The sequence below is a fragment of the Nocardia sp. NPDC051911 genome (assembly GCF_040681035.1).
In the GTDB taxonomy this organism is placed as follows: Bacteria; Actinomycetota; Actinomycetes; order Mycobacteriales; family Mycobacteriaceae; genus Nocardia; species Nocardia sichangensis.
The window spans coordinates 170,269-196,450 of record NZ_JBFAXY010000005.1 but is presented as its reverse complement, the minus strand read 5'-3'; the positions used below and the strand labels follow the sequence as shown (position 1 = coordinate 196,450).

General features: G+C 68.4%; 22 protein-coding genes. 8 read left to right on the top strand and 14 right to left on the bottom strand.

The genetic code is table 11. From position 1 onward, the window contains the following. Window positions 1-50 precede the first annotated feature (50 nt). From AB0L97_RS08550 to thrS, 5 genes are all read right to left on the bottom strand, one after another. Window positions 51-1,559: an NAD(P)/FAD-dependent oxidoreductase gene (locus tag AB0L97_RS08550; protein ID WP_364426530.1), complete on the bottom strand. Its 1,509-nt coding sequence runs from the start codon at window positions 1,557-1,559 to the stop codon at window positions 51-53. Further along, the gene (locus tag AB0L97_RS08545) at window positions 1,556-2,413 is read right to left on the bottom strand and encodes an SDR family NAD(P)-dependent oxidoreductase (protein WP_364426527.1); all 858 of its coding nucleotides are present in this window, start codon (window positions 2,411-2,413) and stop codon (window positions 1,556-1,558) included. Before AB0L97_RS08545 ends, AB0L97_RS08550 begins: the two co-directional genes overlap by 4 nt. After that, window positions 2,397-3,302 (bottom strand): alpha/beta hydrolase, encoded by a 906-nt coding sequence (locus AB0L97_RS08540; RefSeq protein ID WP_364426524.1) that lies wholly within the window; start codon window positions 3,300-3,302, stop codon window positions 2,397-2,399. Before AB0L97_RS08540 ends, AB0L97_RS08545 begins: the two co-directional genes overlap by 17 nt. Further along, window positions 3,299-4,642: a cytochrome P450 gene (locus tag AB0L97_RS08535; RefSeq protein WP_364426521.1), complete on the bottom strand. Its 1,344-nt coding sequence runs from the start codon at window positions 4,640-4,642 to the stop codon at window positions 3,299-3,301. The genes AB0L97_RS08540 and AB0L97_RS08535 overlap by 4 nt, the downstream gene beginning before the upstream one ends. Before the next feature lie 110 nt (window positions 4,643-4,752). Then, entirely contained in the window at window positions 4,753-5,973 is a 1,221-nt protein-coding gene (gene thrS / locus AB0L97_RS08530; protein WP_364426518.1) for a threonine--tRNA ligase, read from the bottom strand. A 251-nt stretch (window positions 5,974-6,224) separates the two neighbouring features. Here thrS and AB0L97_RS08525 point away from each other — a divergent pair, with 251 nt between their 5' ends. The 7 genes from AB0L97_RS08525 (at window position 6,225) to AB0L97_RS08495 (ending at window position 16,371) form a co-directional block, all read left to right on the top strand. After that, complete coding sequence (locus tag AB0L97_RS08525) at window positions 6,225-7,523, top strand: ABC transporter substrate-binding protein (RefSeq protein ID WP_364426515.1); 1,299 nt, start codon at window positions 6,225-6,227, stop codon at window positions 7,521-7,523. Then, window positions 7,520-9,334 (top strand): hypothetical protein, encoded by a 1,815-nt coding sequence (locus tag AB0L97_RS08520; protein ID WP_364426512.1) that lies wholly within the window; start codon window positions 7,520-7,522, stop codon window positions 9,332-9,334. The genes AB0L97_RS08525 and AB0L97_RS08520 overlap by 4 nt, the downstream gene beginning before the upstream one ends. Window positions 9,335-9,365: 31 nt before the next feature. After that, window positions 9,366-11,108: a tetratricopeptide repeat protein gene (locus AB0L97_RS08515; RefSeq protein WP_355074061.1), complete on the top strand. Its 1,743-nt coding sequence runs from the start codon at window positions 9,366-9,368 to the stop codon at window positions 11,106-11,108. A gap of 130 nt (window positions 11,109-11,238) precedes the next feature. Continuing rightward, entirely contained in the window at window positions 11,239-12,393 is a 1,155-nt protein-coding gene (locus AB0L97_RS08510; protein ID WP_364426508.1) for a formyltransferase family protein, read from the top strand. 201 nt (window positions 12,394-12,594) lie between these two features. Further along, entirely contained in the window at window positions 12,595-13,536 is a 942-nt protein-coding gene (gene sigJ, locus AB0L97_RS08505) for an RNA polymerase sigma factor SigJ (protein ID WP_364426505.1), read from the top strand. 81 nt (window positions 13,537-13,617) lie between these two features. Then, a complete protein-coding gene (locus AB0L97_RS08500) occupies window positions 13,618-14,805 on the top strand; it encodes an FAD-dependent oxidoreductase (RefSeq protein ID WP_364426502.1) in 1,188 nt (395 codons plus the stop codon). A 975-nt stretch (window positions 14,806-15,780) separates the two neighbouring features. Then, complete coding sequence (locus tag AB0L97_RS08495; protein ID WP_364426499.1) at window positions 15,781-16,371, top strand: hypothetical protein; 591 nt, start codon at window positions 15,781-15,783, stop codon at window positions 16,369-16,371. A 172-nt stretch (window positions 16,372-16,543) separates the two neighbouring features. On the opposite strand, the gene ligD is transcribed toward AB0L97_RS08495, so the two are convergent. The 6 genes from ligD to AB0L97_RS08465 form a co-directional block, all read right to left on the bottom strand. Next, window positions 16,544-17,485, bottom strand: coding sequence for a non-homologous end-joining DNA ligase (gene ligD / locus AB0L97_RS08490; RefSeq protein WP_364426787.1), 942 nt, complete (start codon window positions 17,483-17,485; stop codon window positions 16,544-16,546). 128 nt (window positions 17,486-17,613) lie between these two features. Beyond that, complete coding sequence (locus AB0L97_RS08485; protein ID WP_364426496.1) at window positions 17,614-18,273, bottom strand: TetR family transcriptional regulator; 660 nt, start codon at window positions 18,271-18,273, stop codon at window positions 17,614-17,616. Then, window positions 18,167-19,672: an MFS transporter gene (locus AB0L97_RS08480; protein WP_364426493.1), complete on the bottom strand. Its 1,506-nt coding sequence runs from the start codon at window positions 19,670-19,672 to the stop codon at window positions 18,167-18,169. Before AB0L97_RS08480 ends, AB0L97_RS08485 begins: the two co-directional genes overlap by 107 nt. Window positions 19,673-19,904: 232 nt before the next feature. Next, the gene (locus AB0L97_RS08475; RefSeq protein WP_364426490.1) at window positions 19,905-20,198 is read right to left on the bottom strand and encodes a hypothetical protein; all 294 of its coding nucleotides are present in this window, start codon (window positions 20,196-20,198) and stop codon (window positions 19,905-19,907) included. Between the two features lie 295 nt (window positions 20,199-20,493). After that, complete coding sequence (locus AB0L97_RS08470) at window positions 20,494-21,699, bottom strand: site-specific integrase (protein ID WP_355074040.1); 1,206 nt, start codon at window positions 21,697-21,699, stop codon at window positions 20,494-20,496. 257 nt (window positions 21,700-21,956) lie between these two features. After that, window positions 21,957-22,202, bottom strand: a complete 246-nt coding sequence (locus AB0L97_RS08465) for a hypothetical protein (RefSeq protein ID WP_364426486.1) — start codon at window positions 22,200-22,202, stop codon at window positions 21,957-21,959. Between the two features lie 391 nt (window positions 22,203-22,593). Between AB0L97_RS08465 and AB0L97_RS08460 the strand changes: the two genes are divergently transcribed. Beyond that, the gene (locus tag AB0L97_RS08460; RefSeq protein ID WP_364426784.1) at window positions 22,594-24,183 is read left to right on the top strand and encodes a carboxylesterase family protein; all 1,590 of its coding nucleotides are present in this window, start codon (window positions 22,594-22,596) and stop codon (window positions 24,181-24,183) included. 105 nt (window positions 24,184-24,288) lie between these two features. Here AB0L97_RS08460 and AB0L97_RS08455 read toward each other — a convergent pair whose 3' ends face one another. The 3 genes from AB0L97_RS08455 to AB0L97_RS08445 all read right to left on the bottom strand — a co-directional run bounded on the left by AB0L97_RS08455 (window position 24,289) and on the right by AB0L97_RS08445 (window position 26,126). After that, complete coding sequence (locus AB0L97_RS08455; RefSeq protein ID WP_364426483.1) at window positions 24,289-24,474, bottom strand: hypothetical protein; 186 nt, start codon at window positions 24,472-24,474, stop codon at window positions 24,289-24,291. Between the two features lie 272 nt (window positions 24,475-24,746). Then, window positions 24,747-25,430 (bottom strand): type 1 glutamine amidotransferase domain-containing protein, encoded by a 684-nt coding sequence (locus tag AB0L97_RS08450; RefSeq protein WP_355074036.1) that lies wholly within the window; start codon window positions 25,428-25,430, stop codon window positions 24,747-24,749. A 114-nt stretch (window positions 25,431-25,544) separates the two neighbouring features. Beyond that, a complete protein-coding gene (locus tag AB0L97_RS08445; protein ID WP_355074034.1) occupies window positions 25,545-26,126 on the bottom strand; it encodes a TetR/AcrR family transcriptional regulator in 582 nt (193 codons plus the stop codon). Window positions 26,127-26,182 lie beyond the last annotated feature (56 nt).

Sequence of the window (26,182 nt, the reverse complement as noted above, 5' to 3'; positions counted from 1 at the left end):
TAGTTACTCCTTTCGGTTCGTCGCGTCCGGCCCGAGTCCGCGGCCGGATGTCAGGCCGTGGATTGCCCGGAATCGTGTGCCGATGCCATCGCCTGGTCGTCGTCGGAGGGTGAGCCGCCGCGGGTGAAGCGGATGGTGCCGTCATCGATGCGGCCGTAGCGGAGGGTGAGCACGTCGTGGGCGTAGCTCATGCCCAGCCGCCACGGAGCCCGCGAACCCGCTTTGGGGAATCGGTCGATGTCGCGCAATACGTAACCGGCCTGGAAGTCCAGCAGCGGTGTGGGTGTCACGGCGGGGTCGGGCCACGGGGTGGTCTGCCGGTAGCCGCCTGCGTCCATGTGCCGCAGCAGTCGGCAGACGAATTCGCTGACCAGATCGGCTTTCAGCGTCCAGGACGCGTTGGTGTAGCCGATGGTGAACGCGAAATTCGGCACTCCGCTGAGCATCATGCCCTTGTAGGCCATGGTGTGCTGCAGTGCGACCTCGTGTCCGTCCACCGTCAGGCGCAGGCCGCCGAGCGCGAGCAGTCGCAGCCCGGTCGCGGTCACCACCACATCGGCGTCGAGCTCGCGGCCCGATGCCAGGCGCAGCCCGGTCGCGGTGAACCGGTCGATGCGATCGGTGACCACCGTGGCGCGGCCGTCGCGGATGGCGCGGAACAGGTCGCCGTCCGGCACAAGGCACAGCCGCTGATCCCACGGCTGGTAGACGGGTTTGAAATGGGTGTCGACGTCGTAGCCTGCGGGCAGTTGCTTGACGGTCAGGTTGCGGATGAATCTGCGCATCTGCCGGGGCCGCCGTCGGCTCAGCTGGTAGATCAGTGTGCTGACCAGCACGTTCTTCCATCTGACCACGGTGTAGGCCCGTTTCGGTCCCAGGAGTGCGCGCAGCCGGTTGGCCAGGGCGTCGCGGGCGGGCACGGGCAGGATGTAGGTCGGGGAGCGTTGCAGCATCGTCACGTGCGCGGCGGTGTCGGTCAGCGCGGGTACCAGGGTGACCGCGGTGGCGCCGCTGCCGATGACGACCACCCGCTTGCCCGCGTGATCGAGGTCGGTGGGCCAGTGCTGCGGATGCACCAGCTGTCCGCGGAAGTCGCCGATGCCGGCGAACTGCGGGGTGTAGCCCTCGTCGTAGTGGTAGTAACCGCTGCACACGAGCAGGAAGTCGCAGGTGAATTCGCGGGTGCCGCCGTCGTGTTCGGCCGACACCTTCCAGCGTGACTCGGCGCTGGACCAGGATGCGTCGGTCACCCGGTGCCCGTACCGGATGAACCGGTCGATGCCGGCGTCGGCGGCCGTTTCGCGGATGTAGCGCAGGATCGCGGGACCGTCGGCGATGGCTTCGGCTTGCGTCCACGGGCGGAATCGATATCCGAGGGTGTGCATGTCGGAGTCCGAACGCACTCCGGGGTAGCGGAACAGGTCCCAGGTACCGCCGAGAGTGTCGCGTGCTTCGAGGATCGCGTAGGTGCGGTGCGGGAAGGCGGCCTGCAGGTGGTGGGCCGCGCCGATGCCGGACAGGCCCGCTCCGATGATGAGGACGTCGAGGTGTTCGCTCATGCCCGTGCTCCTTTCGGTTCCCGGGTGCGCAGGCTGCGCTCCAGCAGCGCGACCACACCGTAGTAGTGGGTGGGTGTCACCCGTGCCAGGGCGTCGAACAGGTAGGCGTCGGGGCCGACGAGGATGCGGGACTTGCCGTGTTCCACTCCGCGGCGGATGATTTCGGCCGCCTTCTGCGGCGTGGTCAGTGCTATGGTCTCGAATTCCGCCGCCATCTGCTCGTGCGTCCGGCCCCGGCCCTCGGGGTCCTTGCGGACGCGGGCGTTGCGGGCGATGTTGGTGCTGATGCCGCCAGGGTGGACGTTCACCGCGGATACACCCGTGCCGCGCAGTTCCTGGCGCAGGGCGTCGGTGAATCCGCGGACGGCGAATTTGGCCGCGCAGTAGGCGCTTTGGTTGGGCATGCCCAGCAGCCCGAACACGCTGGAGGTGTTGACGATCACGCCGTGGTCCTGCTCGGCGAGAATGGGCAGGAAGGCGCGGGTGCCGTTGACGACTCCGTCGAAGTTGATGCGCCGCAGCCATTCGTCGTCTTCGGCGACGGCGTCGAGCACCGAGGAGGAGACCGCGACACCGGCGTTGTTGAACACCGCGGCCAGCGGCGCGGACAGCCAGTCGCGGACTTCGTCGGCGAAGGCGAGCTGATCGGCCGCGTCGCGCACGTCCAGGACGCGGGTCAGCACCGGCCCGGTCAGCGACGCCGCCGTCTCCTTCAGCCCGGCCTGGTCGATATCGGCGATCGCGACGGGAGAGCCGGTGCGGGAAAGCAACTGGGCGAGGCTGCGCCCGATCCCGGAGGCCGCGCCGGTGATCATGACCGGGCGGCCGGATAACGGCCTATGGATGCGGGGCATCGATGCTCCTGCTTTCGGACGTGCGGATGTGTTCGTGGATGAGGTCGGCGAGTGTCGGCCACACCGCGGCGGGCAGGTCGTGGCCCATACCCGCGAGGGTGTGCAGGCGCGCGTGCGCGATCGCGCGAGCGGTGGCGCGGGCGCCGGTCGGGGCGACCATCCGGTCACGGTCGCCGTGCAGCACCAAGGTCGGGGCGGTGACCGCGCGCAGTTCGTGGGTCCGGTCACCGGATTTCACGATGCCCGCCAATTGCCGGCCGACGCCCGCTGCGGGCCCGGGGTCGCGATCCCAGGTGCGGGCGGCTCGCGCGCGCACGGCGGACTCGTCGAAGGGGTATCCGGCCGAGCGGATGTGCCGGTACATGCGCACGGTGCGATCGATGTGCTCGTCGCGGGTGCGTGCCGGTCGGGCGAACATCAACCGCCAGGTCGACCAGGCCGGGCGGCCGACCCGCGCGGCGCCGGTGGTGGACATGATCGAGGTCAGGGATGCGACCCGGGCGGGATGGTGGGCGGCGACGGTCTGGGCGATCATTCCGCCCATCGACATGCCGACCAGATGCGCCGAGGGCAGCTCGAGCGCGTCGAGCAATCCGACGGTGTCGGCGGCCAGATCGGCCAGCGTGTACTGCTCGCGATGCCAGCGCCGCCGCAGCATCTGCACCGGCGCCGGTGGCGGGAAATTCGCGTGCGTCGAGCGGCCGACGTCCCGGTTGTCGAAACGGACGACCTGGCAGCCGCGCGCGACCAAGAGCTCGCACAACCCGTCGGGCCACTCGTGTAACTGTTGACCCAATCCGGCGATCAACAGCAGTGGGACACCGCCGGAGCCGTGCTGCTGGTAGGCGAGGGTGACGCCGCCGCCGACTTCGGCGAACTGCTCGCTCATACCGCCGCCTCGGCGGCGCGGTCGAGCGCTCGCCCACTGGACGGCGGTGTGCGACGGCGCACCACGGCGCGGCCCTTCTCGGCCGGGACGAGCGCGACGCCGCGGAAGTGCGTGCGCTCGTCGCGGGCATCGGTGGGTTCGAGCGTGAAATCGCGCAGCAGCGTGCGCAGCACGACGTTCATCTCCATGGTGGCGAACGCGGCGCCGATGCAGCGGCGGCTGCCGCCGCCGAACGGGATCCAGCTGAATGTGCCAGGACGGACGCCGACGAACCGGTCGGGGTCGAAGGCGCGGGCGTTCGGGAAGAGTTCCTCGTTGTCGTGCATCAACCGGATGTTGGCCACGACCTTCTGGCCCTTGGGCAGGGTCCACCGGCCCAGCTGCAGGGTTTCGGCCCGGACCTGCCGGAACGTCGCGTCGATGACCGGCCGCACGCGCTGCACCTCCAGCAGCGTCGCCTCGCGCAGTTGTGATCCGCCTGCATCGGCTTCGGCGACCAAGCGGCGCAGGATATCCGGGTGCCTGCGCAGCCGCTCGATCGTCCACGACAGCGTCGTCGCTGTCGTCTCGTGTCCGGCGGTGAGCAGGGTCAGCAATTCGTCGGCGATCTCACTGTGTGACATGGCCGAGCCGTCGTCGTAGCGTGCTTGCAGCATCATCGCGAGCACGTCGTCGCGCTCCTCGATCCGGTCGCTCGCGGCGCGGTCGATGAGTTGTCCGACGATCTCGTCGTAGCGGCGGCGGTAGGCCGCGAAGCGGGCCCAGGGGCCGAACCGGCCCAGCGCCCGCTGGGGAACCGGGATCGCGGCGAGACCGGAGCCGATCAGGACGAGTCTGGGCAGCAGTCGGCGCAGTTCTTCGAAATCCGCGCCTTCGGCGCCGAAGACCGCGCGCAGGATCACGTTCAGCGTGATCCGCATCATCGAGTCCATCGTCGCGAACTCGCGGCCCGAGGGCCAGGACGCCATCTCGTGGACGGCTTCCTCTTCGATGAGCGATTCGTACACTGTCAGTCTGCGGCCGTGGAAGGGTGGGGTGAGCAGTTTGCGCTGCTTGCGGTGTTCGTTCCCGCTGAGCGCGAACAGCGAACCGGGACCGAGGAATTGACCGAGGTTGATGTCGATGTTGTCGACGAGGTCGGCGCTCGCGGTGAACAGGGCTTTGATCTCGGCGGGGTCGGCGAGTACGACGGACCGCCCGAATCGGGGCATCTGGATGGTGAAGGCCGATCCGTAACGGTCGTGCATGCGCCGCCAGGTCCGGGTGCGCCCCGTCAGGATCTGCAGGTTCTGCACGATCGGCGGGGTGGATGGCCCGTCGGGAAGTCGCACAGCGGGCATACGCCCACCTCCTCGTGTGGTACTTCGATGTACCACCCGTACGGTACGCGCACGTACCACGTTGTGGCAAGGCTCACATCATGCCGACCCGGGTTGCCGCCGCGATCCCGTCAGCAGTCGTCCCACAATGCCGCGCTGTGGGCGGCGAGCAGAGCGGCGATGCGGTCGAGCGCTTCGGCGGCGGGCAACGGGTCGAGGCGGCGGCCGTCACGCAGCCGCAACGCCACACGGTCGGCGGTGAATTCCGCCGCGCCGATGATCGCCTGATACGGCGCGAGCCGGTGCTCCCGGATGCGAGCGGCGAGGCTGCCGCGATCCGGCGGCGCGACCGCCACCCGCAGCCCGCTCTCGCGGCAACGGCGTTCGAATCGGGCGGCCGCGCAGTGCTGGGCCTCGGTCACCGGCAGCACGACCACCTGGGTCGGCGCCAGCCAGGCCGGGAACCGGCCACCGTGGCATTCGATCAGATGGGCCACGGCCCGTTCGATGCTGCCGATGATGCTGCGGTGCACCATGACCGGACGGTGCGCGACGCCGTCGGCGCCGGTGTAGCGCAGATCGAACCGCTCCGGTTGATGGAAATCGACCTGCACGGTGGACAGAGTGGCCTCCCGTCCCGCGCTGTCGCGCACCTGCACGTCGATCTTCGGGCCGTAGAACGCGGCTTCGCCGTCCACCGCGTCGTAACGCAGGCCGCGCTCGTCCAAGGCGGCGGTGAGCACGGCGGTCGACCGCTCCCACAAACCCGGAGCGGCAACGTATTTCCCGCCGCGACCGGGCAGCGACAACCGGTAGCGGGCGGCGCGGATATCCAGTGCGGCATAGGCGTCGGCGATCATCGCCAGCGCTGCGGCGACCTCGTCGGCGGCTTGATCGAGGGTGCAGAAGATATGCGCGTCGTTGAGCTGGATCCCGCGCACCCGGGTCAATCCGCCCAGCACGCCAGAGAGCTCGGAGCGATACATGCCACCCAATTCCGCTATGCGCAGGGGCAATTCGCGATAGCTGTGCGCACGGGAGCGGAACAGCAGCGCGTGATGAGGACACAGGCTCGGGCGCAGCACCACCTGCTCACCGCCGAGATCCATCGGCGGGAACATCTCGTCGCGGTAATGCTCCCAGTGTCCGGACAATTCGTAGAGTTCACGTTTGCCGAGCACCGGCGAATACACGTGGTGGTAGCCCGCGCGGCGTTCGGCGGCGCGGATGTAATCCTCGAGAGCGTGGCGCACGGCCGCGCCGTCCGGCAGCCAGAACGGCAGTCCCGCGCCGATGAGCGGGTCGGTATCGAATAGATGCAGCGCACGGCCGAGGCCGCGGTGGTCGGGCATGATGGTCTCCTCGTCGACACAGGGCGAGTGACCACGAGACGAAACCCCGGGGCACTCGCCCCGGAGCTGGAATGAACGTGGATCAGCGCGCCGGGACGAATTCCGGCGTCGTCGTCACAGCTGCGCGCTCCATGCCGGTGACGCTAGCAGAGGCGTCCGCGCCCGCGCACGAGAGTTTTCAAAGCGGCCACCGGCGCGACGGCTCTGACGCATAATCGAGTTCGACTGGCACGCAATGACATCGGGGGTCGATGGGGACGCGCAGAGCGGTGCTGCAAGCGGGAATGGTCCTCCCGCTGGCTGCCGCGTGCGCGCCGGAGGTGCTGCTGGGCGGCTCGGACGCGGTGCGCGTCGGCGTGTCCTGGAGCGGCCAGGAACTCGCCGCCTTCCACGCCGTCCTGGACGAGCTGGACCTCGGCTTCGAGGTCGAGGTCATCCCCCTCGGCGACAACACCGACACCGCGTTCACCGCAGGCGGCCGCTCCGCGCCGGACGTGGTGCTGCTTCCGCAAGCCGGGCGGGTGCGCGAACTCGCCGACGCGGGCAAACTGCGGCCCCTCGCCGAGACGGTGTGGGCCGATGAACTCGGCACCCGCTACGCCCAACCCTGGCAACTGTTGCTGCGCTACCAGAGTCGGCTCTACGGTGTGCCGTTCAAAGCCGCGGACAAATCGCTGGTGTGGTTCGACCGCCAACAGTTCGACACCCACGGCTTGGGTGAGCCGGCGGCATGGACGCTCGACGGCTGGGTCGACCGGATGGAGGTGCTCGCGCAGACGCCGACCCGCCTGCTGGCGCTGGCCGCCGCCGACGGCTGGGTGCTCACCGATTTCTTCGAGAACGTCCTGCTCGCCGAATCACCCCGCATCTACGACGAATTGGCCTCCAAGAACCACCGGGAACGGGAATGGGACAACCCGGCGGTGCGGGCCGCCTTCGGTCATCTGGGGATTCTGTGGGGACAGCGGCACGCGTTCCCTGGTGGCGTCGGCGTCGCGCTGACCAGGCAGTTCTCCGACGCCATCCGAGAGGTGTTCCAGCATCGCCGGGCCGCGGCGGTCGTGGCGCCGGACTTCGCCGAACCGATCGTGCGCAGCGCGGTCCGCGCGTCCGGGCGCGAGATCGACGACGCCGTCGGGGTGGTGGCCTTCCCGCCGGTGGACACCGCGCCGGGGGGGCCGAAGATCGTCGGCGGTGACGTGATCGTGGTGACGCGGCAGGCGACCCCGCGCGCGGACGAACTGGTCGAGAAACTGGCCGCCGCTCGCGCCCCCCTGCCGTGGATCGAGCGCTACGGCGGCTTTCTCGCCCCGAACCTGCGCACCGAGGCGGACTACTCGCCGCTGCTGGCGCCCTCGGCAGGTGAGCTCGCCGCGCGCAGCACCTTCGATCTGTCCGACCGGATCGGGCCGGTGGGCGGACGGGAAGGATTGTGGCGGGTGCTGACGGAGTTCCTCATCGCGATCGGCGATGGCGGGCAGGCACGAACGACCGAGGCCACCGACCGTGCCATCGCCGCGCTGGACGACGTCGATCGGCGGGGCCGATGACGATGCCTCCGGATTTCGACGTCAACGGTCTGCGCATCGAGCTGGCCACCCGCCGCATGCGCGGGCCGCTGGTCGCGGGCGGCAGGCCACGGCGCTGGCTGGGCTGGGTGGCCGGGCTGCCAGCGACGCTGCTGACGGTGGCGCTGCTGGTGCTACCGGCGGGATGGACCGTGCTGATCGCCGCCCGGGCCAGCCCGTTGTCGGTGCTCGCGTGCGCGGTCGCGGCGACCGGTGCGCTGCTGCCCGCCGCGCTGCGCAGGCGGCGGGGTGTGCCGTGGATCCGAATTCTGCTGTGGCCGTCGTCGATCGGTGCCACGATCGCCGGACTGTGGCTGCTGGGCGGCACGATGAACGCCGACGGTCGCGGCGCGTACCTGCGCACACTGTTGTGGGTGGCGTTCGGGATCGGGCTGCTGCTCGTGGCGCTGGCGATCGCCTGGTGGGGCCGGGCGGCGCGCTGGTTGTGGCTGCCGCTGATCGTGCCGTTCGGGGTGTCGGCGTTCGTGTCCGGGGTGGCGTTCCGGGTGATCTTCGGCAACGGCGCGCGGTGGCTGGACATCGAGGACGTCGGGCTCTACCGGTGGTGGCTGGCGGCGATGCTCGGGTCGGCGTTCCTGTGGACCTGGCTGGGTTTCCTCACCGCGCTGTTCCGCGCGGGAATCCATGCGATCGAAGCCGATCCGGCGCGCGCCGGGTACCTCTACCGCGACGACGGCAGACCGCTGGCGGTCCGGCTGTACGAGTTGCTGCGGCCGGTGCTGCTGATCGCCGGACTGGCCGTCGGCGTCGCGGCCGCGCGGGTGTTCGACGTGGTGCTGATCGGGGTGCCGGGGGCGCTCGAATACCAGGTCGACAGCGCGACCGTGCACTGGTGGCGGCTGGCCGCCGACGCCGAACCCGGCGCGGCGGCGGCCTACGCGCTGCCGCTGGCTGTACTCGTGGGCGCGGTCGCCTGGCTGCTGCAAGTGGACGTACGCCATCACCGCGCGAGTTGGTCGGCGGTGCGCGCGATCTCAGTGGCGGGACGGCGGCGCATCGGTCCGGTGCGGGCGGCGGGCATCGTGCTGGTGTCGGTGCTGGTGCTGTACCCGATCGGCGTGCTCGCCTATACCGGGTTGCGTACGCACGACGGCTTCGGCTTCTCGGCCATAGCTCTGGTGTCGGGTGACGACGGACTGTGGCGTTCGCTGCAGACCACCGCCTGGGTCGCGGGGATCGTCACGGTGGTCGTGGTCACCGCCGCCGCGCCGGTGGCCTACCTGCTGGCCGCGCTGCGACCCAACGGCACCGCCGCACGACTGGCCGTCGTAGCGCTGGTGGTGCTGGCGGTGACGCCCGCGCAGACCTACCTCGGGCCGATCGACGGTCTCGTCGACACGTACGAACTGTCCGGAACCCGCATCCCGCTGATCCTCGTGCACGCCGCCGCCGGACTGCCGATCGCCATCCTCGTGCTGCGCGGCGCGATGCTGTCCCCGCCGGGCAGCACCGCCGCGGACGCACTGCACGGTCTGGCCAGTCCGGGGACCATCGCCCAGCGCGTGCTGGCCTCCTCCGGACCCGCGCTGGGAGCGGTGGCGGTACTGGAGTTCGTGCAGGTGTGGAACGACTTCTTCATCGGCCTCGTGGTCAGCGGAGCGGGCGCGAGCCCGTGGTCGCTGCTGCTGTGGGGCGAAGCACGGCAATTCGGCGAGAACAGCGCGCAACTGGCCGCGGGATCGCTGGCGTCGGCCGTGCTGCCGGTGGCGCTGCTGCTGGTGACCTGGCGGCGCTGGGTGGTGCCGGGCCTGACCGGTGGAGTGCTGCGATGACGCGAGCCGCCGGCGGCGAGGGAGGAATCGGGTGAGCACCTCGACCGAGCACACCGAACCGGTCGGGCAGACCGCCACACCCAGATCCTCGATCTGGATCGGGTTCCTCGGCACCGCGTCGCTGGTCGCCTACACGGTGTTGTTCGAACTGGTGCGCACCCTGGTGGTGAATTCGTTCGGCGAGAACGCCGTCGTGCAGTTCTTCAACGGGCCGCTGCGCTGGTTGTCGGTGCTGTTCATCGCCGCGGCGGCGACCTACGCGCTGTACCGGTTCGCACGCGGGTATCGCACCAAGATGCGCACCGCCCGCGACATGGACCTCATCGCCGGTCTCATCGAGCCGGGCCCCGCGCTCGCGGACCGGAGGCCGCGGGAAGCCGCGCCGCCGCGACGGACGGTCGCGGCGCTCGACGGGCATCTCATCGCCGCGGTCCTGCGGGACCTGCCGGTGCACGACTATGAAACCGTCGCGCTGCTGGCGGTGCTCAACGCCATTCGGGACACGCCGGGACGGTTGCCGCTGGCACGGGAACCCTCGGCCCGCACCGCGGCGAGACTGCTGGACGGTCTGCACCGCCGCGGAATTCTCGCCGGGCACGGTGCCCAGCGGTGGTGCGTGCGACAAGTGCCCAGGCTGCCGGATCGAGCGACGGTCACCGCCGGACCGCAGTGGGCCGCGGCGCTCACCGCGCTGCTGCACCACTACGCCGACCGCGCGGGGCGCTGGGCCATCGCGCTGGAGTCACGGCGCTTCGCGGTGGGCGCTCGCCGCTGGTTCGAAACCGAGGAACCGTACCTGCGCGCCCTGGTGGACGCGTGCGCGGCTCGAGTGAATCCACCGGATTCTCCGGATCCACCGGCTCGAGGCGTGGATTATCCTCCGGCGGCCGTCGCGCACCTGGTCGACATCGGCAACGCGTTGGACGTGTGGTACGCGCGTATCGGACTGGGGGAGAACGGGCGCGGAGTGGCCGACGATCTGTGCTCGCTTCCCGAAACCGACGAGCTGAACCGCGATCTGCTGTTGTTGCGGGCGGGACGGCTCACCGAGCGGCCGCGCGGCTACCGGCCGCGGCGATTGTCGACGAGCTTGGCCGCCCGCTGGGAGCATCAGGCGGCGCTGCGGGAGCTGGACGCCGGCTCACCGGTGCTGGACAAGGTGGCCGAGCAGCTGGAGACCGCGTGGTGGCTGCTGCCGCGTGACGACGTCGCCGGTGAGGTGTGCGCCCTGATCAATCTCGCCGTCGTGCACATCCGGCAAGGACGCCTCGACGCCGCGCAGGATCGTCTCGAACTCGCCGAGTCCCTCACCCGCGCCGGCCTCGATCCCGACGGACGCGCGCAGACCCACGAGACCATGGGCACGATGTGGTGGGCCCGCGGCGAACCCCGCCGAGCCCTGCGCTGCTGGCAGCTCGCCCTGACCGCCTACCGCGCCCTCGACGACGACCTCGGCATCGGCCGCTGCCTGCAACACCTCGGCTCCGCGATCGTCGTCGACCCCGACCACGCCACCCTGTTGCTCCCCACCGACCCACCCCTTACCCGCACCGAAGCCCTCCGCCAAGCCACCGGATGGCTCGCCGAAGCCCGGCGCAGGCATCCCACCGCCCGCCACGTCGAACACTATGCGGCACGCGCACATTCGCAACTGCGCGCCGATCGCGGCTTCCGCGACCTCCTGCGATCCCGCCGCCGCACCCCGCAGGCTCGGATCGATCAGTGGCCCGCATCCGTCGAAGATCACGCCCACCGGCCGCAAGACCTTCGCTGACCTGCCTGTGGCCCGGCCGTTCGAGTTCGCAACCCGCAGCAGAGAAGCGAACCCGGCCGCTGCGCCCTCCGCGACGCCCAGCGTCGATCACACCGACCATGGCGAATTCGCTGTGCCAGACTACGAAGCCGTGCCGGAACTTCGCGTCGCGGTGATCGCCTCCCACAACGGATCCAATCTGCGTGCGCTGCACCGAGCTTCCCTTGTGGCGGACGCACGGTTCCGGATCGTGCTCGTCATCAGCAACAACAGCGACTCCGGTGCGCTGCGCTACGCCCGCGACAACGCGATTCCCGCCCGCCACCTGTCCGGACGCACCCACGACGACCCCGACGAAGCCATCCGCGCCGCGCTCGTCGAGCACTCGGCCGACTGGGTGGTCACCGCCGGATACCTGAAGAAGATCGGGCCGCGCACCAGAGCGGAGTTCTCCGGACGGATCATCAACGTCCACCCCGCACTGCTGCCCCGACACGGCGGCCCCCGTATGTACGGCGGGCACGTGCATCAAGCCGTCCTCGACGCCGGAGATCCCGTCAGCGGCGTATCCGTCCACCTCGTCTCGGACGAATACGACACCGGCCAGATCATCGCCCAGGTAGAGGTACCGGTCCAGCCGGGTGACACCGTCGAGACACTCGGCGCGCGGGTGCTGCACGCCGAACACACGTTGCTTCCCGATGTGGTGCGACGAATCGCTACCCGGCACACTGCCCGCTCCACTCTCGTCCTGGTCCGTCACGCTGAGCCGTTCACCCCTCGCGCGGGAGGGCCGGGCGACTACGAGCGGTCACTGACCGCGGCAGGCGAACAACAAGCCGAGCTGCTGGTCACCGACCTGGCAGCCCTGTCGCCCACCGTGATCTTCTCCAGCCCCTACCTCCGCGCAGTCCGAACCATCCAACCGCTCGCACGTCGCACCGGCTTGCCCATCGAAACCGACCACGATCTGCGCGAGTGGGAGTCCGGGATCGGCCCGACACCCGACTATGCGCGCTACTACTGTGAAAGCTGGGCCGAGCCGTCGCTCGCCAGGCCCGGTGGCGAGAGCCTGCGACAGTTGTCCGACCGGGCCGCGGCGATCCTGACGACGCTGGCGCACCGGCACCGCGGCCGGACCGTCGTCGTGGGCAGCCACGGGACGTTCATCTCCCGGGCGCTGATCGCGTTCGGTCGCGGCGAGGTCGACTGGGCATTCAGCCGCGCCATGCCGATGCCCGCGGTCTACCGGCTGGACTTCGAGGACGAACGCGTTCAGTCCACCGGTCCTGGCCTGCGACCGTGACTCGACCGAACAATATTGTGCCGGCGGCACTGTGCATGTCGAAGCCGGATACGCCCCCGAGCGTTGTGCTGAAGGATGAGCTGCTTGTCGGCGAGTGCGAGTTCCCGGTCGCGGCCGGCACGTGCGCGACGCCTCCGAGCAAGCTGGTTGGGGACCGCTACCGCTGGACACGACCGGTGCGCATGGCCGACCATGACCGACATGTTGCTCACGCGCGAGGCCGATCTGTTCGAACGCTCCAGGGGTCGCCTGGAAGCGATCGCCTACCGGTTGCTGGGCTCGGCCGGCGACGCCGAGGACGCGGTGCAGGAGACGTATCTGCGCTGGCAGGCCGCCGACCGCGAATACGTGGAGACGCCCGAGGCATGGCTGACCAAGGTGCTCACCAATCTCTGCCTCAACCAGCTCACCTCCGCCCGTGCGCGCCGGGAAACCTATGTGGGGCAATGGCTTCCGGAGCCGGTGCTGGCCGGCGCCCCGATGCTGGGCCCGGCCGACACCGTCGAACAACGCGAATCGGTGTCGATCGCCATGCTCACGCTCATGGAACGGCTCACCGCCAAGGAACGCGTGGTGTATGTACTGCGCGAGGCGTTCGGCTACTCGCACCACGAGATCGCCGACCTGCTCGACATCACAGAATCGAATTGCCAGCAGGTCTATCGCCGCGCCAAACAGCACTTGGCCGTGGAACGGGCGCGTATCGAGGTGGACGAGACCGCCGCGCGCCGGATCGTGGAGGAATTCCTGGCCGCGGCGGTCAGCGGACGAACCGACGAGCTGGTGCGGTTACTCACCGATGACGCCGCCATCATCGGTGACGGCGGCGCCTTCTTCGCCACCTTGAACAGGCCGCTCGTCGGCGCCGAGCGCATCGCGATGTTCGTGCGGCTGGCCATCAAACCTACGGGTGCCAAGTGGGACAAGCTCGGCGGCAAGCCCACACCCTTCGCCGCGATCGTCAATGGCAGGCCCGCGCTGATCCTGGTGGCCGAGGATCGCATCGTCGGCGTCGTGGTGCTGGAGGTGACCGCCGACGGCATCGCCGCCATGCACGCCCACGTCAACCCCGACAAGCTGGCATTCGCCAATCGCCAGTGGGCCACCTACGCGCCGGGAGAACCCCTGCCCGATTTATGGTGACCCACATCACACCCTGCTCCTGTCAGCATTCGTGCGGCTGTCCGGTTCAAGCTCCGAACCCACCGAGACAGGAGCAACACCATGAAGCACCGCATCGTCGTCCTCGGAGCCGGGTACGCCGGAGCCACCGCAGCCGGCCGCCTGGCCAAGCGACTGCACCGCGACGACGTCGAGATCACCCTGGTCAACGCCGATCCCGACTTCGTCGAACGGGTGCGCCTGCACCAGCTCGCCGCCGGGCAGGACCTGCCGGTTCGTCCACTGCGGAAGATGTTCGCGGGCACCGGCGTCCAGGTGCGCATCGCATGGGTCGATTCGGTCGACGCCGACCGCAAGACCGTCGAACTGATCGGCGATCAGGGGGCCGAGACCCTCGCCTACGACACACTCGTCTACGCCCTTGGCAGCACCGTCGCCGATTTCGGCGTGCCCGGCGTTGTCGAACACGCCCACCAGGTGGCGAGCAAGCAGGCGGCGCTGCGGCTGCGGGAACGTCTGAGCCGGCTGCGGGCGGGCGAGACCGTGCTGATCGTAGGTGGTGGCCTGACCAGTATCGAGGTCGCCACCGAGATCGCCGAGGCGCGCCCGGATCTGAAGGTCGCGATGGCCGCGCGCGGCGGCGTCGGCGACTGGCTCGACGAGAAGGCGCAGAGCCACCTGCGCGGCGCGTTCGAACGCTTCGGTATCACCGTTCACGAGCACGCCGACGTCATAAGGGTCACCGAAGATGGCGTGGTCACCCGATCGGGAGCGCAGATCCCTTCGCAAATGACCGTCTGGACAGCGGGATTCGCCGTGCACCCGATCGCGGCCGCCAGCACTCTGACCGTCTCCGAGACCGGGCGGATCGTCGTCGACGCTACCCAGCGCTCGGTCTCGCACCCGGATGTATACGCCGTCGGCGATGCCGCGCACGCCGCGGGAGTGGGTGGCAGGACGTTGCGCATGGGCTGCGCCACCGCCTCCCCGATGGCCTGGCTGGGCGCCGATGCCATTGCCGCTCGGCTGACCGGACGTGAGATTCCCGATGCCCCCATCGGCTACAACAGCCAGTGCATCAGCCTCGGCCGCCGCGATGCCATCGTGCAGAAGGTGACCGAGGAGGATCAGCCGACCTCCAAGGTCGACGTGGGCCGCAAGGCCGCCCGCGTGAAGGAGTTGATCTGCTCGCTCGCGGCCTGGTCCGTGAAGCACCCGACCCTACTGGCGCCGAGGCGGCGTCGCCGGGTCGTCGCGACCGGCGCAGGGGCTCCGGTCGCGACCGTCTGAGCGCGCGGGCGCGGAACCGGTGCAGGTCCGCCCCGGCCGGACAGGCTGGGGCGGACCACCCGGTTCCGCGGGATTTCCGGATGCGTCGGCTGCGTGGCACGGTCGGCGGCTACATTCACCCAGCGCAGGTCCCTGGCCGAAACCGACCTCACCGCGGTGGGCGCGGACGCACGGCGGTGGCTGGAGATCGCTCGCGTTTTCCTCTGAAGAGGTTGGTTCCCCGAGCCGCTAGGCACACCGACCGGCCGCTCGACGCCGGGCCTGGCCTACGGGCCTCCGGCGACCAGGTCGTCGACCTCGACGATCAACTCGCGACCTGATCACGTTGCGCGAGGAGGGCAAGATCGGCGCGATCGGGCTCAGCCGCAACTGCTTCGGGCGGAGCCGACCCGCGACGGTGACTCGGCCGACGACGCATTCGACTGCGGTGGCAGCACTGCCGACCCGGAACCGGACATCACGTAGCCGTTGCCGGTGGCGAACACCCGCACCTGCGCCCGCCGTCCTTCCAGAAGTCCGAACGAACTGGGTGTCCGTGCGGGAAGGGCACCGCTACTTCGAGCCAGGGCAGACCTTTTCCAGCCACACCCGCACGGTAACCCGATGGGACGCAGGCCATTAGTGAGCCACACCGAACGAGCCGGGGGCAGCCACATAGGGAGCCTCCCACCGGGCACCTGGGACTCGATCCTGGCCGGGATCAAGCCCTGACACCAGTCTTAAGTAGCCGCATAGCGCGCTGACTGAATCGGTCAGCGCCGGGCCCAGTGAGCAGCGAGGCGACCGGCGCTGACATTTGCGGGAGATCGCCTGGCTCCAGGCTTCCGTTCCATTCGCGTCGACGGATAGGTCGTAGGGGTGCAGTAGCATTCGCCGAAACCGGGCGGATATGGCGCGCCCCGACGAGAGATGCACAGCCTGAAGGACAAACAATGCCACAGCATGGTGGGGCACCGACTCGATGGGAACTGGAGCGTGAGTGAGGATCAGCCCGCCATGGCGGGCCTCGGAGAAGTGCTGTCGTGCATCGGGCCGACCTGCGGGGACACCGTCAACTGGAGTGCGGCGGAGAAGATCTACGAAACTGCTTTTCCGGCCGACTATCGGTCCTTCGTTGCAGCCTTCGGCAGCGGCACGATCGAGGAGTTGGTCGTCGTGTTCACCCCTGTGGTCTCCTCGGAGGAGGTGCGGATGGTGAAGGTATCGAGGCTCTCGCAGGCAGCGCTCGCGGACAAGGGGGTCAACGAGTGGGCTCCCGACGGGGGCCGGTATCGGCTGGAGGACCTGCTCATCTGGGGCGGAACAGCTGCGGCCGACACTCTGTGCTGGATCACGACGGACCAGGACCCGGATCGATGGCCGGTCGCGGTGTACTCCCGCATGAACCACGAGTGGTCGGTGTATCCGTGCGGAATGGCCGAGTTCCTGCTGAAACTCGTGCGCAATGAGTGGCATCCAGGACCGATCAGCGACACTTCACTCGAGGGCGTGGTGGACCCGCGTTTCCTGCACGACAAGGACGAGGCAGCCGCATACGAGGCGGGGCTCGACCCCTGGGAGTACTGATCCGCACGACCCGGTCAATCCCGCTCGCAGAACTTCGCGTGGTAGCGATTCGCCACCCGAACGCGGATCGGCAGGAGCGCAGTTCCAGTCAGCGGTGATGTACGCCTACGCTGACGAGCGATCTACGAGCAAAACGGTGCGAGCAATCAGCAATACAGCGGTGCATTTGGTTCTATAAAGGCATTTTCGCCTCACGCGGAGACTTGTCGGGGCGCAGCCCGCGCCAGCTGGGGTGGCGCAGGCCCTCGGGGGTGGCTTCGCGATATTCGATGTCGCCGACGAGGACCGGCTCGACCCAGTGGGCGGATGCCGCCACCGCGCGCGGCGGAGGGACGTCGAAGGGCGTGTCGGAGCGGGACAGCTCGTTCAGGCGAACTTGCAGCGAGCGGCGGTCGCGCATGGTCCAGCCGGTGCCGACATTGCCGACGTGCACCAGCTGATCGTTGTCGTCGTAGGCACCCAGCGCCAATGAGCCGAACGTCGCGGAGAAACGGCCCGTACCGGGCAGCCAGCCCGCTACGACGACCTCGGTCGTCTTGCGCAGCGGCGTCTTGATCCACAACGGAGACCGCCGCCCGGGGTAGTAGGCCGAATCGAGACGCTTGGCGACTATTCCCTCCAAGCCGTGTTCGCGAGCGACGTCGAGCAGCGTGTCGGCGTCGATATCGCGGTAGTACGGCGGGGTCCGGACCAGAGGCCGGTCCAGCGCCAGTTCCGCCAAACGCTCGCGACGCTCGGTGTAGGGGAGGTTCATGATGGACGCACCCTCGACAGCCAGGAGATCGAACGCCAGATACTGCGCCGGGAATCCTCGCAGCAATTCCGCGCTGGGGGAGACGACATGCATCCGCCGTTGCAGGCGAGCGAACGACGGCGCCCCCGTCTTCGGATCCGGCGCCACGATCTCCCCGTCGAGGATCAGCTCACCCCCCTCGCCCAGTTCGGCGAGAACCGCCGTGAGCTCAGGAAATGAGCCACTGAGATCCCGATTGTTGCGACTGTAGAACCGGCATTCCCCCGCCCGGCACCGCGCGAGGGCGCGAATGCCGTCCCATTTCATCTCCAGCGCCCACCGGCCGTGCTCCCGCGGTGGCCGTCCGGAGACGGCCAGCATCGGCGCCTGGACTGACAGCACTCAGTCAGCATACCGCCAGCAAATATCAGGTACGGGCTTCTCTCCACGGCACTTACACAAGGCCACTGACACCCCACCCAGTGGGGGTTCGGCCAATCCCGCGCTGGTCAGCTGCCCGCCGGGGCCTCGCCGCAGAGCAGGGGTTGCAGGAGTGGGACGTACAGGTCGGCGACTTCGTCGGGGTCCAGTTGGGTGAGCTGGTCGGCTTGGACGGTCGCGTAGAGGGCGCCGAGGCCGAGCAGCACACCGATGGCCATCTCCGCTCGCAGCGGGGCGCCCGGGCCAGGGAGGCGGGCGGCGAGGGCGTCGATGACCTGCGTGCGGAAGTTGGCTCGTGCCTGCCCGCCGAGTTCCAAGTGGTGGCGGGAGAAGGCGATGCGCAGGATCGGGTCGCGGGTCTTTCCGCGTTGGGTGGCGATCAGATGCAAGACCATGTGCCGGGCGAGGCGGTCCAAGGGGGCGTCGAAGAGGGCGGTGGCGTCGGCGTCGAAGGTGAAGACCTGGGTGAACAGGTGTTCCTTGGTGCCGTAGTACTTCATCACGAGCGCCGGGCTCACGCCTGCGTCGTCGGCGATGGCGGCGATGGTGGTGTCGGCGTAGGCGTGGCGTGCGAAGGCGCGCCGGGCTGCGGCGAGGATGTCCGCACGGCGGGCGTCGGCATCACGCGGTCGTGCCGACCGGTCCTGGGCCGGGTCGGGCTTCGGCGGATCTATGGACCTCGATCGCAGGCGGGCACTGCGCGGAGAGGGGGAGTTCGGGTCGGACATCTTGTTCAGGCTCCTGGAGGAGGGACGGCGCGGATCGCGGCTGGCGCGGGACGAGACAGGCGGCCGCGCAGGCCAGCAGAGCGACCGCGCCTGCGACGGCGAAGGCCATCCGGTACCCGTTCAGGGTCGGCGCCGCCACGGCCACGCCCGCCGTGTCGGCGAACGGGCGGGTGTGCTGGGCCAGCACGGTGGCGACCACCGCGCTGCACAAGGCTTGCCCGATGGTGCGCATGAGAACATTGAGGCCGTTCGCTGCGGCGGTCTGCTCCAGCGGCACCGCCCGCATGATCAGCAGGGGCAGGGCGGAGTAGGCGAGTGCCGTGCCGACCGAGACCACGGCCGCGCCCACGATGACCGCCCACAATTGCCGACTGTCGGCGATGCGTAGGCCATAGCCGCCCGCGATGATCATCGTGCCCAGGGTGAGGGTGGCCTTGGCCCCGCGGGCGGCGGACAGGCGGGCGGACAAGGAAGCACACAACACCATGATCACACCGCTGGGCAGTAGGCATACACCCGCCGCCACCACCGAGAGCCCTAGACCGTACCCGGTGACCCGGGGCGCCTGGACCAGTTGCGCGGTGACGAGGGAGTTGGCGTAGAAGGCGAACCCGGCCAGCGACGCGGCCAGGTGGGGCAGCAGAACCGCCGGACGCATCGCGAGGCGCACGTCCACCAGTGGCCGCGACACGCGGCGCTGGTGGACAGTCCAGCCCGTCAGGATCAGCAGCGCCGCCCCCGACAGGCCCAGAACCCGCCAACTGCCCCAGCCCCACTCACCTGCCTTCGACAAAGCCAGCAGCAAGAACACTAGCCCCACACTCAGCCCGCACGCCCCGAGTAGGTCGAAACGCCCCGGCGACCGGACCAGCTCTTTCCGCAGCAGCCGCCACGCCAGGGCGAGCACACCCGTCGAGAGCATGGTCATGGCCCAAAACATCGCGTGCCAGTCCGCGTACTGCACCAACAGCGCGGCCAGCGGCAGACCAAGAGCCGCGCCGATGCCCACCGTCGAACTCATCAGCGCCACCGAGGAACCCGTCCGCTGCGGCGGCAGCACACCCCGCAGGAAACTGATCGACAGCGGCACCACCGCCGCGCCCACACCCTGCAGCGCCCGCCCTACCAACAGCCACGGGAGGGTGGAGGCGAATGCGCACACCAGCGACCCGGCGGCGAGTGCCCCGAGCGCGAGCAGAAGCATCGGCCGCTTGCCGTACATGTCCCCGGCACGCCCAAGCAGCGGGGTGGCGACCGCGCCGGTCAGCAGCGTAAGTGTGACCACCCACCCGACATCGACCGGTGCCGCGCCGGTCAGCCGGGGCAGTTGCGGCAGCAGCGGCACGACTGCGGTCTGCACCAGCGTGGTGACGATGCCACCAGCCGCCAGAACGGCCATGACGCCACGGTCGGCAGTCGGAGACGTCGACGGATGCGAATCAATGGGCACAGCGAAACCCCCTCGGAGGTGAATGGCGTTCACCACCATAGGTGAACGCCATTCACCTCACAAGGGCCGGCCGCCGCCGCTTGCCACGCCGGCCACCGGCGTTCGACCCGCTATCTACCGGCACGCAACATGCTCGCCGCGGTATCAACCGGCTCGAACAACCCCGCACCGTCGCCGGCCGCTACGAAAGAACGCCGGCCGCCACCTTGCCGTCCCGCTCGATATGAGCGATCGCTTCGTCGGTCAGTTCCGCCGAGGTGACGTCACCGGCACGCAATGCGGCCGCGCACTCTTCGGCCGACCGAAAATTCCACTCCGTGAATTCGACGGTATCGGCCTGTCGCAGCGGACATAAAATGCCGCTTCGCGCAAACGAGAAAGTCGAACAGGTGGCCTTCGGTTCAAATTGACGCACTCGTTCTGTCATATCCCAGGTCAGGGAGTCGGCAGTGCCGACTCGATTGGCGCGGGCCATGAAATGCCATCTTGCACAACGGGATATCTGTCACGATGGCTACTGTGTTCCGCTCCGGCCGCCGACTGTTCGACCGCCGCCAGTCATGGCGACGTGCCGCGAGATCGGTGCCGCCCCGGAAATCCGGAGACGTGCCCACGAGGCAGGTGGACCCCGCGCACGGCCGGAAAATGTAATCAAGCAGGGCGCGATTTTCGCGGCGACCCGCTAGGTGGCAATTGCTCTCGACGTGCGTCGCAGCCTTCATCGCGAGAACGTGGTGCTGCATTGAATGCGATTCATCCTGATTCCGGGCTCACAATCCGAGCTTGGTCACCGCGTTGTCTTCCAGGGGGTTGGCGGTGCGGATGTAGCCGTGAACGGTGCGCGGGTTGGTCCAGCGTCCCTGACGCATGATCTCGCGGTCGCTGGCGCCGCCGAGCGCGGCCTGTGTGGCGAAGCCGGCGCGCAGCGAATGTCCGGAGAACAGGTCGGGGTCCAGCCCGGCCCTGGCGGCATAACGCTTGACAAGTTCGGCGACCGCCCGCCCGGACATGGCGCGGTCGCCGATCGCACCGTGCCGGTTGACGGTGGGGAAGAGAGGTAGATCCGCGTCGGTGAGCGTGGTGCCGGTGAAGCCGTGGCAACGGTGGATGTCGGCCGATCTCGCGGGAAGGTCGGCGAGCCAGGACCGGACACCGATAGTCCCCGCAGCGGCGTGTGTTTCGCGTAGGCGTAGCCAGTCGGCGAGGGCGCAGACCGGGCAGGTCGCGGGACGGCGGCCACGGGGGAGCGCCACGCGCTGTTCGGCCGCGCCGGTAGGGTCGGTCTTCGTCGCGGGCAGCCGGATCAACAGAATCGGTTCGCCGGTCGTGTGGTCGAGACCGACTTCGACGTCCCCGATGCGCAGACCGGCCAGTTCACTGCGGCGAAGGGCGCCGGCGAAACCGACGAGCAGCACGAGCGAATCCCGGCGCCGGGCGGGTTCGGCGGGCCAGCCCGGTTCGGGTAGTCCGCCCAGCAGTTGATCGAGAGTATGCAGCAGGACAGGGCGTTTGCGTCGGGGTTGCGCCCGCCGGGTGCGGCGGATGCCGCGCAGCGTCAGGCGCACCACATCGGATCGAGTCGGTGACGGCAGGCCGTTGGCCGCGTGTACCGCGGCGATCGCGGCCGACTTGCGTTCCAAAGTCGCGGGACTGAACGCCCATTCGCCGCCGGCGCGGCGGGCGTCGGCCGCCGCCGCGAGATAGACGGCCACGTCGAGCGCGTCGGCAGGCAATGCCTGACGCCCCTCGGTGGCACACCACGCCGACCACGCCACCCAGTCGGCTCGATAAGCGCGCAGCGTGTTCGCCGACTGCGACGCTTCGAGATACCGCCGCAGCGATCCGGCTTGATCGTCATCGAAACGGTCACGCACCAGCCGCAGTGCCGCCGCATCGACCAGCACGCTGCGCACCCCACGGCGCAACTCGGTGCGCACCGACTCCGGAACCGCGACCACACTGGATCGATCGTCCATGGTTCGGGCTCCCGCGTTCCTAACGATGACGGACTTGTTCGCGCCACGACTTTCGGCGCAGGAATGCCAGCCTACGGCACCGAAGCGGCGGCACTTGCGGAGTCTGTCGAGTGACAATTCGCCTGTGTTAGTGCCGTCCGATGCGCGTTGGCGCACGGAAACACCATGCGTCACAGTGACGTTATAGGTCCGTTCGGATCAGGTGTTGTCACCGGCCGCGCCGACGCGGCCCACCGATCCGGTCATGCCGTGAAGAGTCAGGGCGTGCGAACTTTCGGCTGCGGAATCGGCCGGGCTTGCGATCCGCGATCGGTATGCAGGATGCCGCCGGACACCGGCTCGGTTCCCTCGTCGACGTCGGCCTGGCGCATCCATTTCGGCAGCGTCACCGGGTGGATCCCGAAATCGGCGGCGATCTGCTCCAGGGTCACCTCGGCGTTGCGAGCGACACGGCCGACGTCCTCACGAAGCTCGCGGGGGATACGGCTTTGGGCAGAGGGCATCCTTCGGCCCGTCCCGACAGGCAAGCCACTTCGGTTATCACCTATCCCGGCAGATCAGATGAGAACTGACATTTGAAGTCAGCAGAGGGGGTACCCAGTTTTTCGCTCTTTTCGTGGCGGTTTAGTTACGTCACTACTAACGCTACGAAACGTAATAGTCGCAACGGTAGCCGGACATGAAGCGTCGTCCTGACCACCGATAAGGTTCACTTATCGGAGGTCAGAACTGGAGGGCTGATTTTCGGAGACGACTGGACCTGGAGTGGTCCCGTCTCGATGAAACTGGCCAAGTATCAGTGAATCTGACGACCGTAAATGTGTATCTGGCCAATGTCTCGAAATTCTCGGCCACTGTGGCATGATCACCCGCGATCTGGCGTCGACGAACGGCATGGACGGGGTGGTGGGCGTGACTGGCGGGGGTTCTGATGTGCGCGTCGAAGGTTGGGGGCGTTTCGAACCAGAGATCCGAACGACTGCGGGGGTTGTGCGCGGCAGGTGGGAGAACGCAGTCGCGATCTTCCGGGGCATCCCCTTCGCCGAGTCACCATTCGGCGCGCGTCGGTTCGCGGCTCCCGTTGCAGTACAGCGGTGGGATGGTGTCCGCGACGCGCTGGAGTTCGGTCCACCGGTTCCCCAAGCGAGCCATCGAGGTTCGGTGATGTCGTCGGTGTCCGGCAGCGCCGATGATGATTCCGCGGACTGTTTGACGCTCAACGTCTGGTCACCCGAGCTCGGTACCGCCCGGCTGCCGGTGATGGTGTGGATCCATGGGGGCCGATACCTCGAGGGCGCCGCCAGCAACCCGCACCAGGACGGTGCGACTGTCGCCGCGTGCGGTGTGGTGATGGTCAGCATGAACTATCGAGTGGGCGTGGAAGGTTTCGCCCACATCGCCGGAGCCCCGGACAACCGCGGCATTCTCGACCAGATCGCAGCCTTGCGGTGGGTACAGGACAATATCGCCGCGTTCGGCGGCGATCCCGACAACGTCACTGTGTTCGGCCAGTCCGCAGGAGCTGGTTCGGTCGCGGCGCTGCTCGCTATGCCCATGGCAGCGGGGCTGTTTCGTCGTGCGATATCGCAGAGCCTGCCGGGCACGTACTTCTCCCCACGGCTCGCCGGCGCGATCTCCGCGACGATCGCCGCGGAACTCGGTGTGCGCGCCACCGTCGATGAGCTCGCCGGCATCCCGCCGCGTGCGCTGATCGAGGCGACCGACGCGGTGATTCGGAAGATGCCCGAATTCGTCGAATCATGGGGACCCACGGCGCTGACGCCTACGCCGTTCTCACCGGTTGTCGATGGCGTCGTACTGCCTGCTGCGCCATGGCATGCGCTCGCCAACGGTGCCGCGCGGGGTATCGATCTGCTCATTGGACACACCCGTGACGAGTACTCGCTGTTCAACGCCCGGCGCGGCACAGAGATGACCGATGAGCAGGCGACCGCCGCACTCGAACGTCTCGCGCCCGTCTCGGACAGCAGCGGCGGATACCGCGCCGCCTACCCGGAGGCCGCCCCTGAACAGCTGTATGAGCTCGTCAACTCCGACTGGCTGCTTCGGATGCCGAGCCTGCATCTCGCCGACGCCCAATACGCCGGGCATGGACCCGTGTGGCTCTATGAACTGTGCTGGAGCTTCCGCCGGGATCAGGGTGCCTCGCACAGCCTGGACATGCTGCTTGTGTTCGGCACGCTCAGCGCCGATGAGGTGCGTGGCCACCCCTTGGCCCACCCGAACGCCGCGAATGAGGTCCTGGAGGTCTCCTATCAAATGCGCAGCGACTGGGTGCGTTTCGCGACCACCGGAAACCCTGGCTGGGCGTCCTACGATCCGGGAAGCCGATCCACTCGTGTCTACAGCGCCGAGCCGACTACCCAGCCTTATCCCGAGGAACGCTCACGCCTTATCTGGCATACACACCGGTTCGACTCCCTGGACCTATGTCAAAGCGTCGGAGCGGGAGGTGGTCGGTGACCAGCCAGGGGCATGGTCTGCACCTGGTGCCCAACCGCAGCCGTGGGTCACCCCGACGCCGTCGTGCGTGAAGCCCGGTATCCGGTGGTGGACTACACCTGCTTGTCACGGGCCGAGGAACAATCGTTCGTACGGCAGGCGGGGCAGCGGTAGATGTTCTTCGATGGTGTCGCAGATCAATTCGATTGTGACCCAATGCTTTCGGCTCCAGTCATCGATCACATTGCGAGCCGCCACGGCGGTGGCCGCGTAGTCGAAGACCATGCCACCCAACCAGATCCGCAGGTGCACATCGCTTCCGGGCGCAAACCGTTCATCGGTTGTCATGGCCTGGCGGCCCGGTTCGATCTTTCCGGACGAGGCACTGGGAGCGAACGGGAGTTGCCAGGGGTTGTCGGCAGTCGATCTCTGGCTCGAAGGATCTCCGGTGACTGGTGTCAGTTCCGCGCCGGCTCGCCTAGCCGGGAGCCGAACACAACTTTGCCGAACGCTTGCGGTTGGCATCCGCCCGGCCCGGCGGCGCGTGGGCCATCCGCTTCGGGTCGGACGCCGGTGCGGAGGGGTCACAGCAGGGCGGCGACCTTCTTCGCCGTCTCCTTGGCTGATCCGGGGTTCTGGCCGGTCACGAGGTTGCCGTCGACCACGGCGTAGGACAGGAACGGCAGCTTGCCTTTCTCGTAGCGGGCGCCGCGCTTTTTCATCTCGTCCTCGGCGTTGTAGGGCACGAGCTTGTCTACGCGGATGAGGACTTCCTCCTGCCAGGCAAACCCGGTCACCCTGCGACCGGCGACAAGGTGGGACCCGTCGGAGAGCTTGGTGTTGAGCAGGCCGCAGTAGCCGTGGCAGACCGAGGAGACGATGCCGCCGCGCTCGTAGATCTCCCGGGTGATGCGCTGCAGGCCCTCGCTGTCGGGGAAGTCGTACATCACCGCATGCCCGCCGGTGAAATAGATGGCGTCGTAGTCGGCCGAGTCGATCTGGTCGGGGCTGACGGTGTTCTCCAGCAGCGCCATCCGTGCCGGATCGGCACGCCAGGCTTTCGCGGTCTTGTCGTAGTTGGGGAACTTCAGTGACCGCGGTTCCAGGGGAGCGGGGCCGCCCGCCGGGCTGATGATGGTCTGCTCGAATCCGTGCTCTTCGAAGACCTGCCAGGCGTGGGTGAGCTCGGACAACCACAAACCGGTCGGGTGGGACGGGTCGTCGTAGTGGCCGACGTTGGTGACGACGTTCAAGATGCGTTTGCTCATAATTGGTCATCCTCCTGAATGTTTACATTGCGTACATTAGCGAGGCTAGGGCGGGATGTGAGCACTGTCAACACCCGTGTCGGTGTGAGTGGGCACACTCTGGGCGGCGCCGGCCTACTGTGTGCGCGCGGAAAGGATCGCGGCGAACGCGGCGCGCACTCGATCGGCCACTTCGTGGCTCGACTCCGCCGGGAGCTTGCCGTCCAGGTGTAGGTATGCCATGCCATGGGCCAGCGCCCACCATGCCGAGGCCAGCGCCTGGGGGTCGCCGTCCGGGAAGACCTGCTTCATCGCGAGTTGTACGAGATCGTGGATTTCCGCTGCCGCCTGGACCCGCTCCTCGTTGCCCTCGTCGCAGGCGTTGCCGAACATCAGGCGAAACAACGCCGGTCTGCGCAGGGCGAACTCGACATAGGCGACCGCCAGCTCGCCGAGCCCCGCCGCCGATGTCGGGAGCTCGCGTCCGTCGCTCAGGTCCGCCTTCAGGTCACGTAAGCCCTGCACGGCCAGGGCGGACTCCAGGGCGTCGCGGTCGGCGAAGTGTCGATAGGGCGCGGTCGGCGACACGCCTGCCTCGCGAGCGATGGCACGCAGCGAGAACGGTTCGCCGACTTCGAGTAGGTGCATCGCCGCCGTCAGTAGCGACGCCCTGAGGTTGCCGTGATGGTAGCCACTCCTTTTCGCCGAAGTTGACATCGCTTACATCCCTTTCTAGGCTCATGTTAGCAATGTAAACTTACCGCATTCAGGAG

Excerpts from the sequence above, each read along its gene's own strand:
- AB0L97_RS08520 (WP_364426512.1), top strand. The coding sequence starts at position 7,520 with ATGACGATGCCTCCGGATTTCGACGTCAACGGTCTGCGCATCGAGCTG.
- AB0L97_RS08450 (WP_355074036.1), bottom strand. The coding sequence starts at position 25,430 with ATGAGCAAACGCATCTTGAACGTCGTCACCAACGTCGGCCACTACGAC.
- thrS (WP_364426518.1), bottom strand. The coding sequence starts at position 5,973 with ATGCCCGACCACCGCGGCCTCGGCCGTGCGCTGCATCTATTCGATACC.
- ligD (WP_364426787.1), bottom strand. The coding sequence starts at position 17,485 with ATGCTGGCCGTCTCCGGACGGCCACCGCGGGAGCACGGCCGGTGGGCG.
- AB0L97_RS08445 (WP_355074034.1), bottom strand. The coding sequence starts at position 26,126 with ATGTCAACTTCGGCGAAAAGGAGTGGCTACCATCACGGCAACCTCAGG.
- AB0L97_RS08500 (WP_364426502.1), top strand. The coding sequence starts at position 13,618 with ATGAAGCACCGCATCGTCGTCCTCGGAGCCGGGTACGCCGGAGCCACC.
- AB0L97_RS08485 (WP_364426496.1), bottom strand. The coding sequence starts at position 18,273 with ATGTCCGACCCGAACTCCCCCTCTCCGCGCAGTGCCCGCCTGCGATCG.
- AB0L97_RS08475 (WP_364426490.1), bottom strand. The coding sequence starts at position 20,198 with ATGGCCCGCGCCAATCGAGTCGGCACTGCCGACTCCCTGACCTGGGAT.
- AB0L97_RS08525 (WP_364426515.1), top strand. The coding sequence starts at position 6,225 with ATGGGGACGCGCAGAGCGGTGCTGCAAGCGGGAATGGTCCTCCCGCTG.
- AB0L97_RS08545 (WP_364426527.1), bottom strand. The coding sequence starts at position 2,413 with ATGCCCCGCATCCATAGGCCGTTATCCGGCCGCCCGGTCATGATCACC.
- AB0L97_RS08470 (WP_355074040.1), bottom strand. The coding sequence starts at position 21,699 with ATGGACGATCGATCCAGTGTGGTCGCGGTTCCGGAGTCGGTGCGCACC.
- sigJ (WP_364426505.1), top strand. The coding sequence starts at position 12,595 with ATGTTGCTCACGCGCGAGGCCGATCTGTTCGAACGCTCCAGGGGTCGC.
- AB0L97_RS08540 (WP_364426524.1), bottom strand. The coding sequence starts at position 3,302 with ATGAGCGAGCAGTTCGCCGAAGTCGGCGGCGGCGTCACCCTCGCCTAC.
- AB0L97_RS08465 (WP_364426486.1), bottom strand. The coding sequence starts at position 22,202 with ATGCCCTCTGCCCAAAGCCGTATCCCCCGCGAGCTTCGTGAGGACGTC.
- AB0L97_RS08480 (WP_364426493.1), bottom strand. The coding sequence starts at position 19,672 with ATGGCCGTTCTGGCGGCTGGTGGCATCGTCACCACGCTGGTGCAGACC.
- AB0L97_RS08550 (WP_364426530.1), bottom strand. The coding sequence starts at position 1,559 with ATGAGCGAACACCTCGACGTCCTCATCATCGGAGCGGGCCTGTCCGGC.
- AB0L97_RS08535 (WP_364426521.1), bottom strand. The coding sequence starts at position 4,642 with ATGCCCGCTGTGCGACTTCCCGACGGGCCATCCACCCCGCCGATCGTG.
- AB0L97_RS08460 (WP_364426784.1), top strand. The coding sequence starts at position 22,594 with ATGGACGGGGTGGTGGGCGTGACTGGCGGGGGTTCTGATGTGCGCGTC.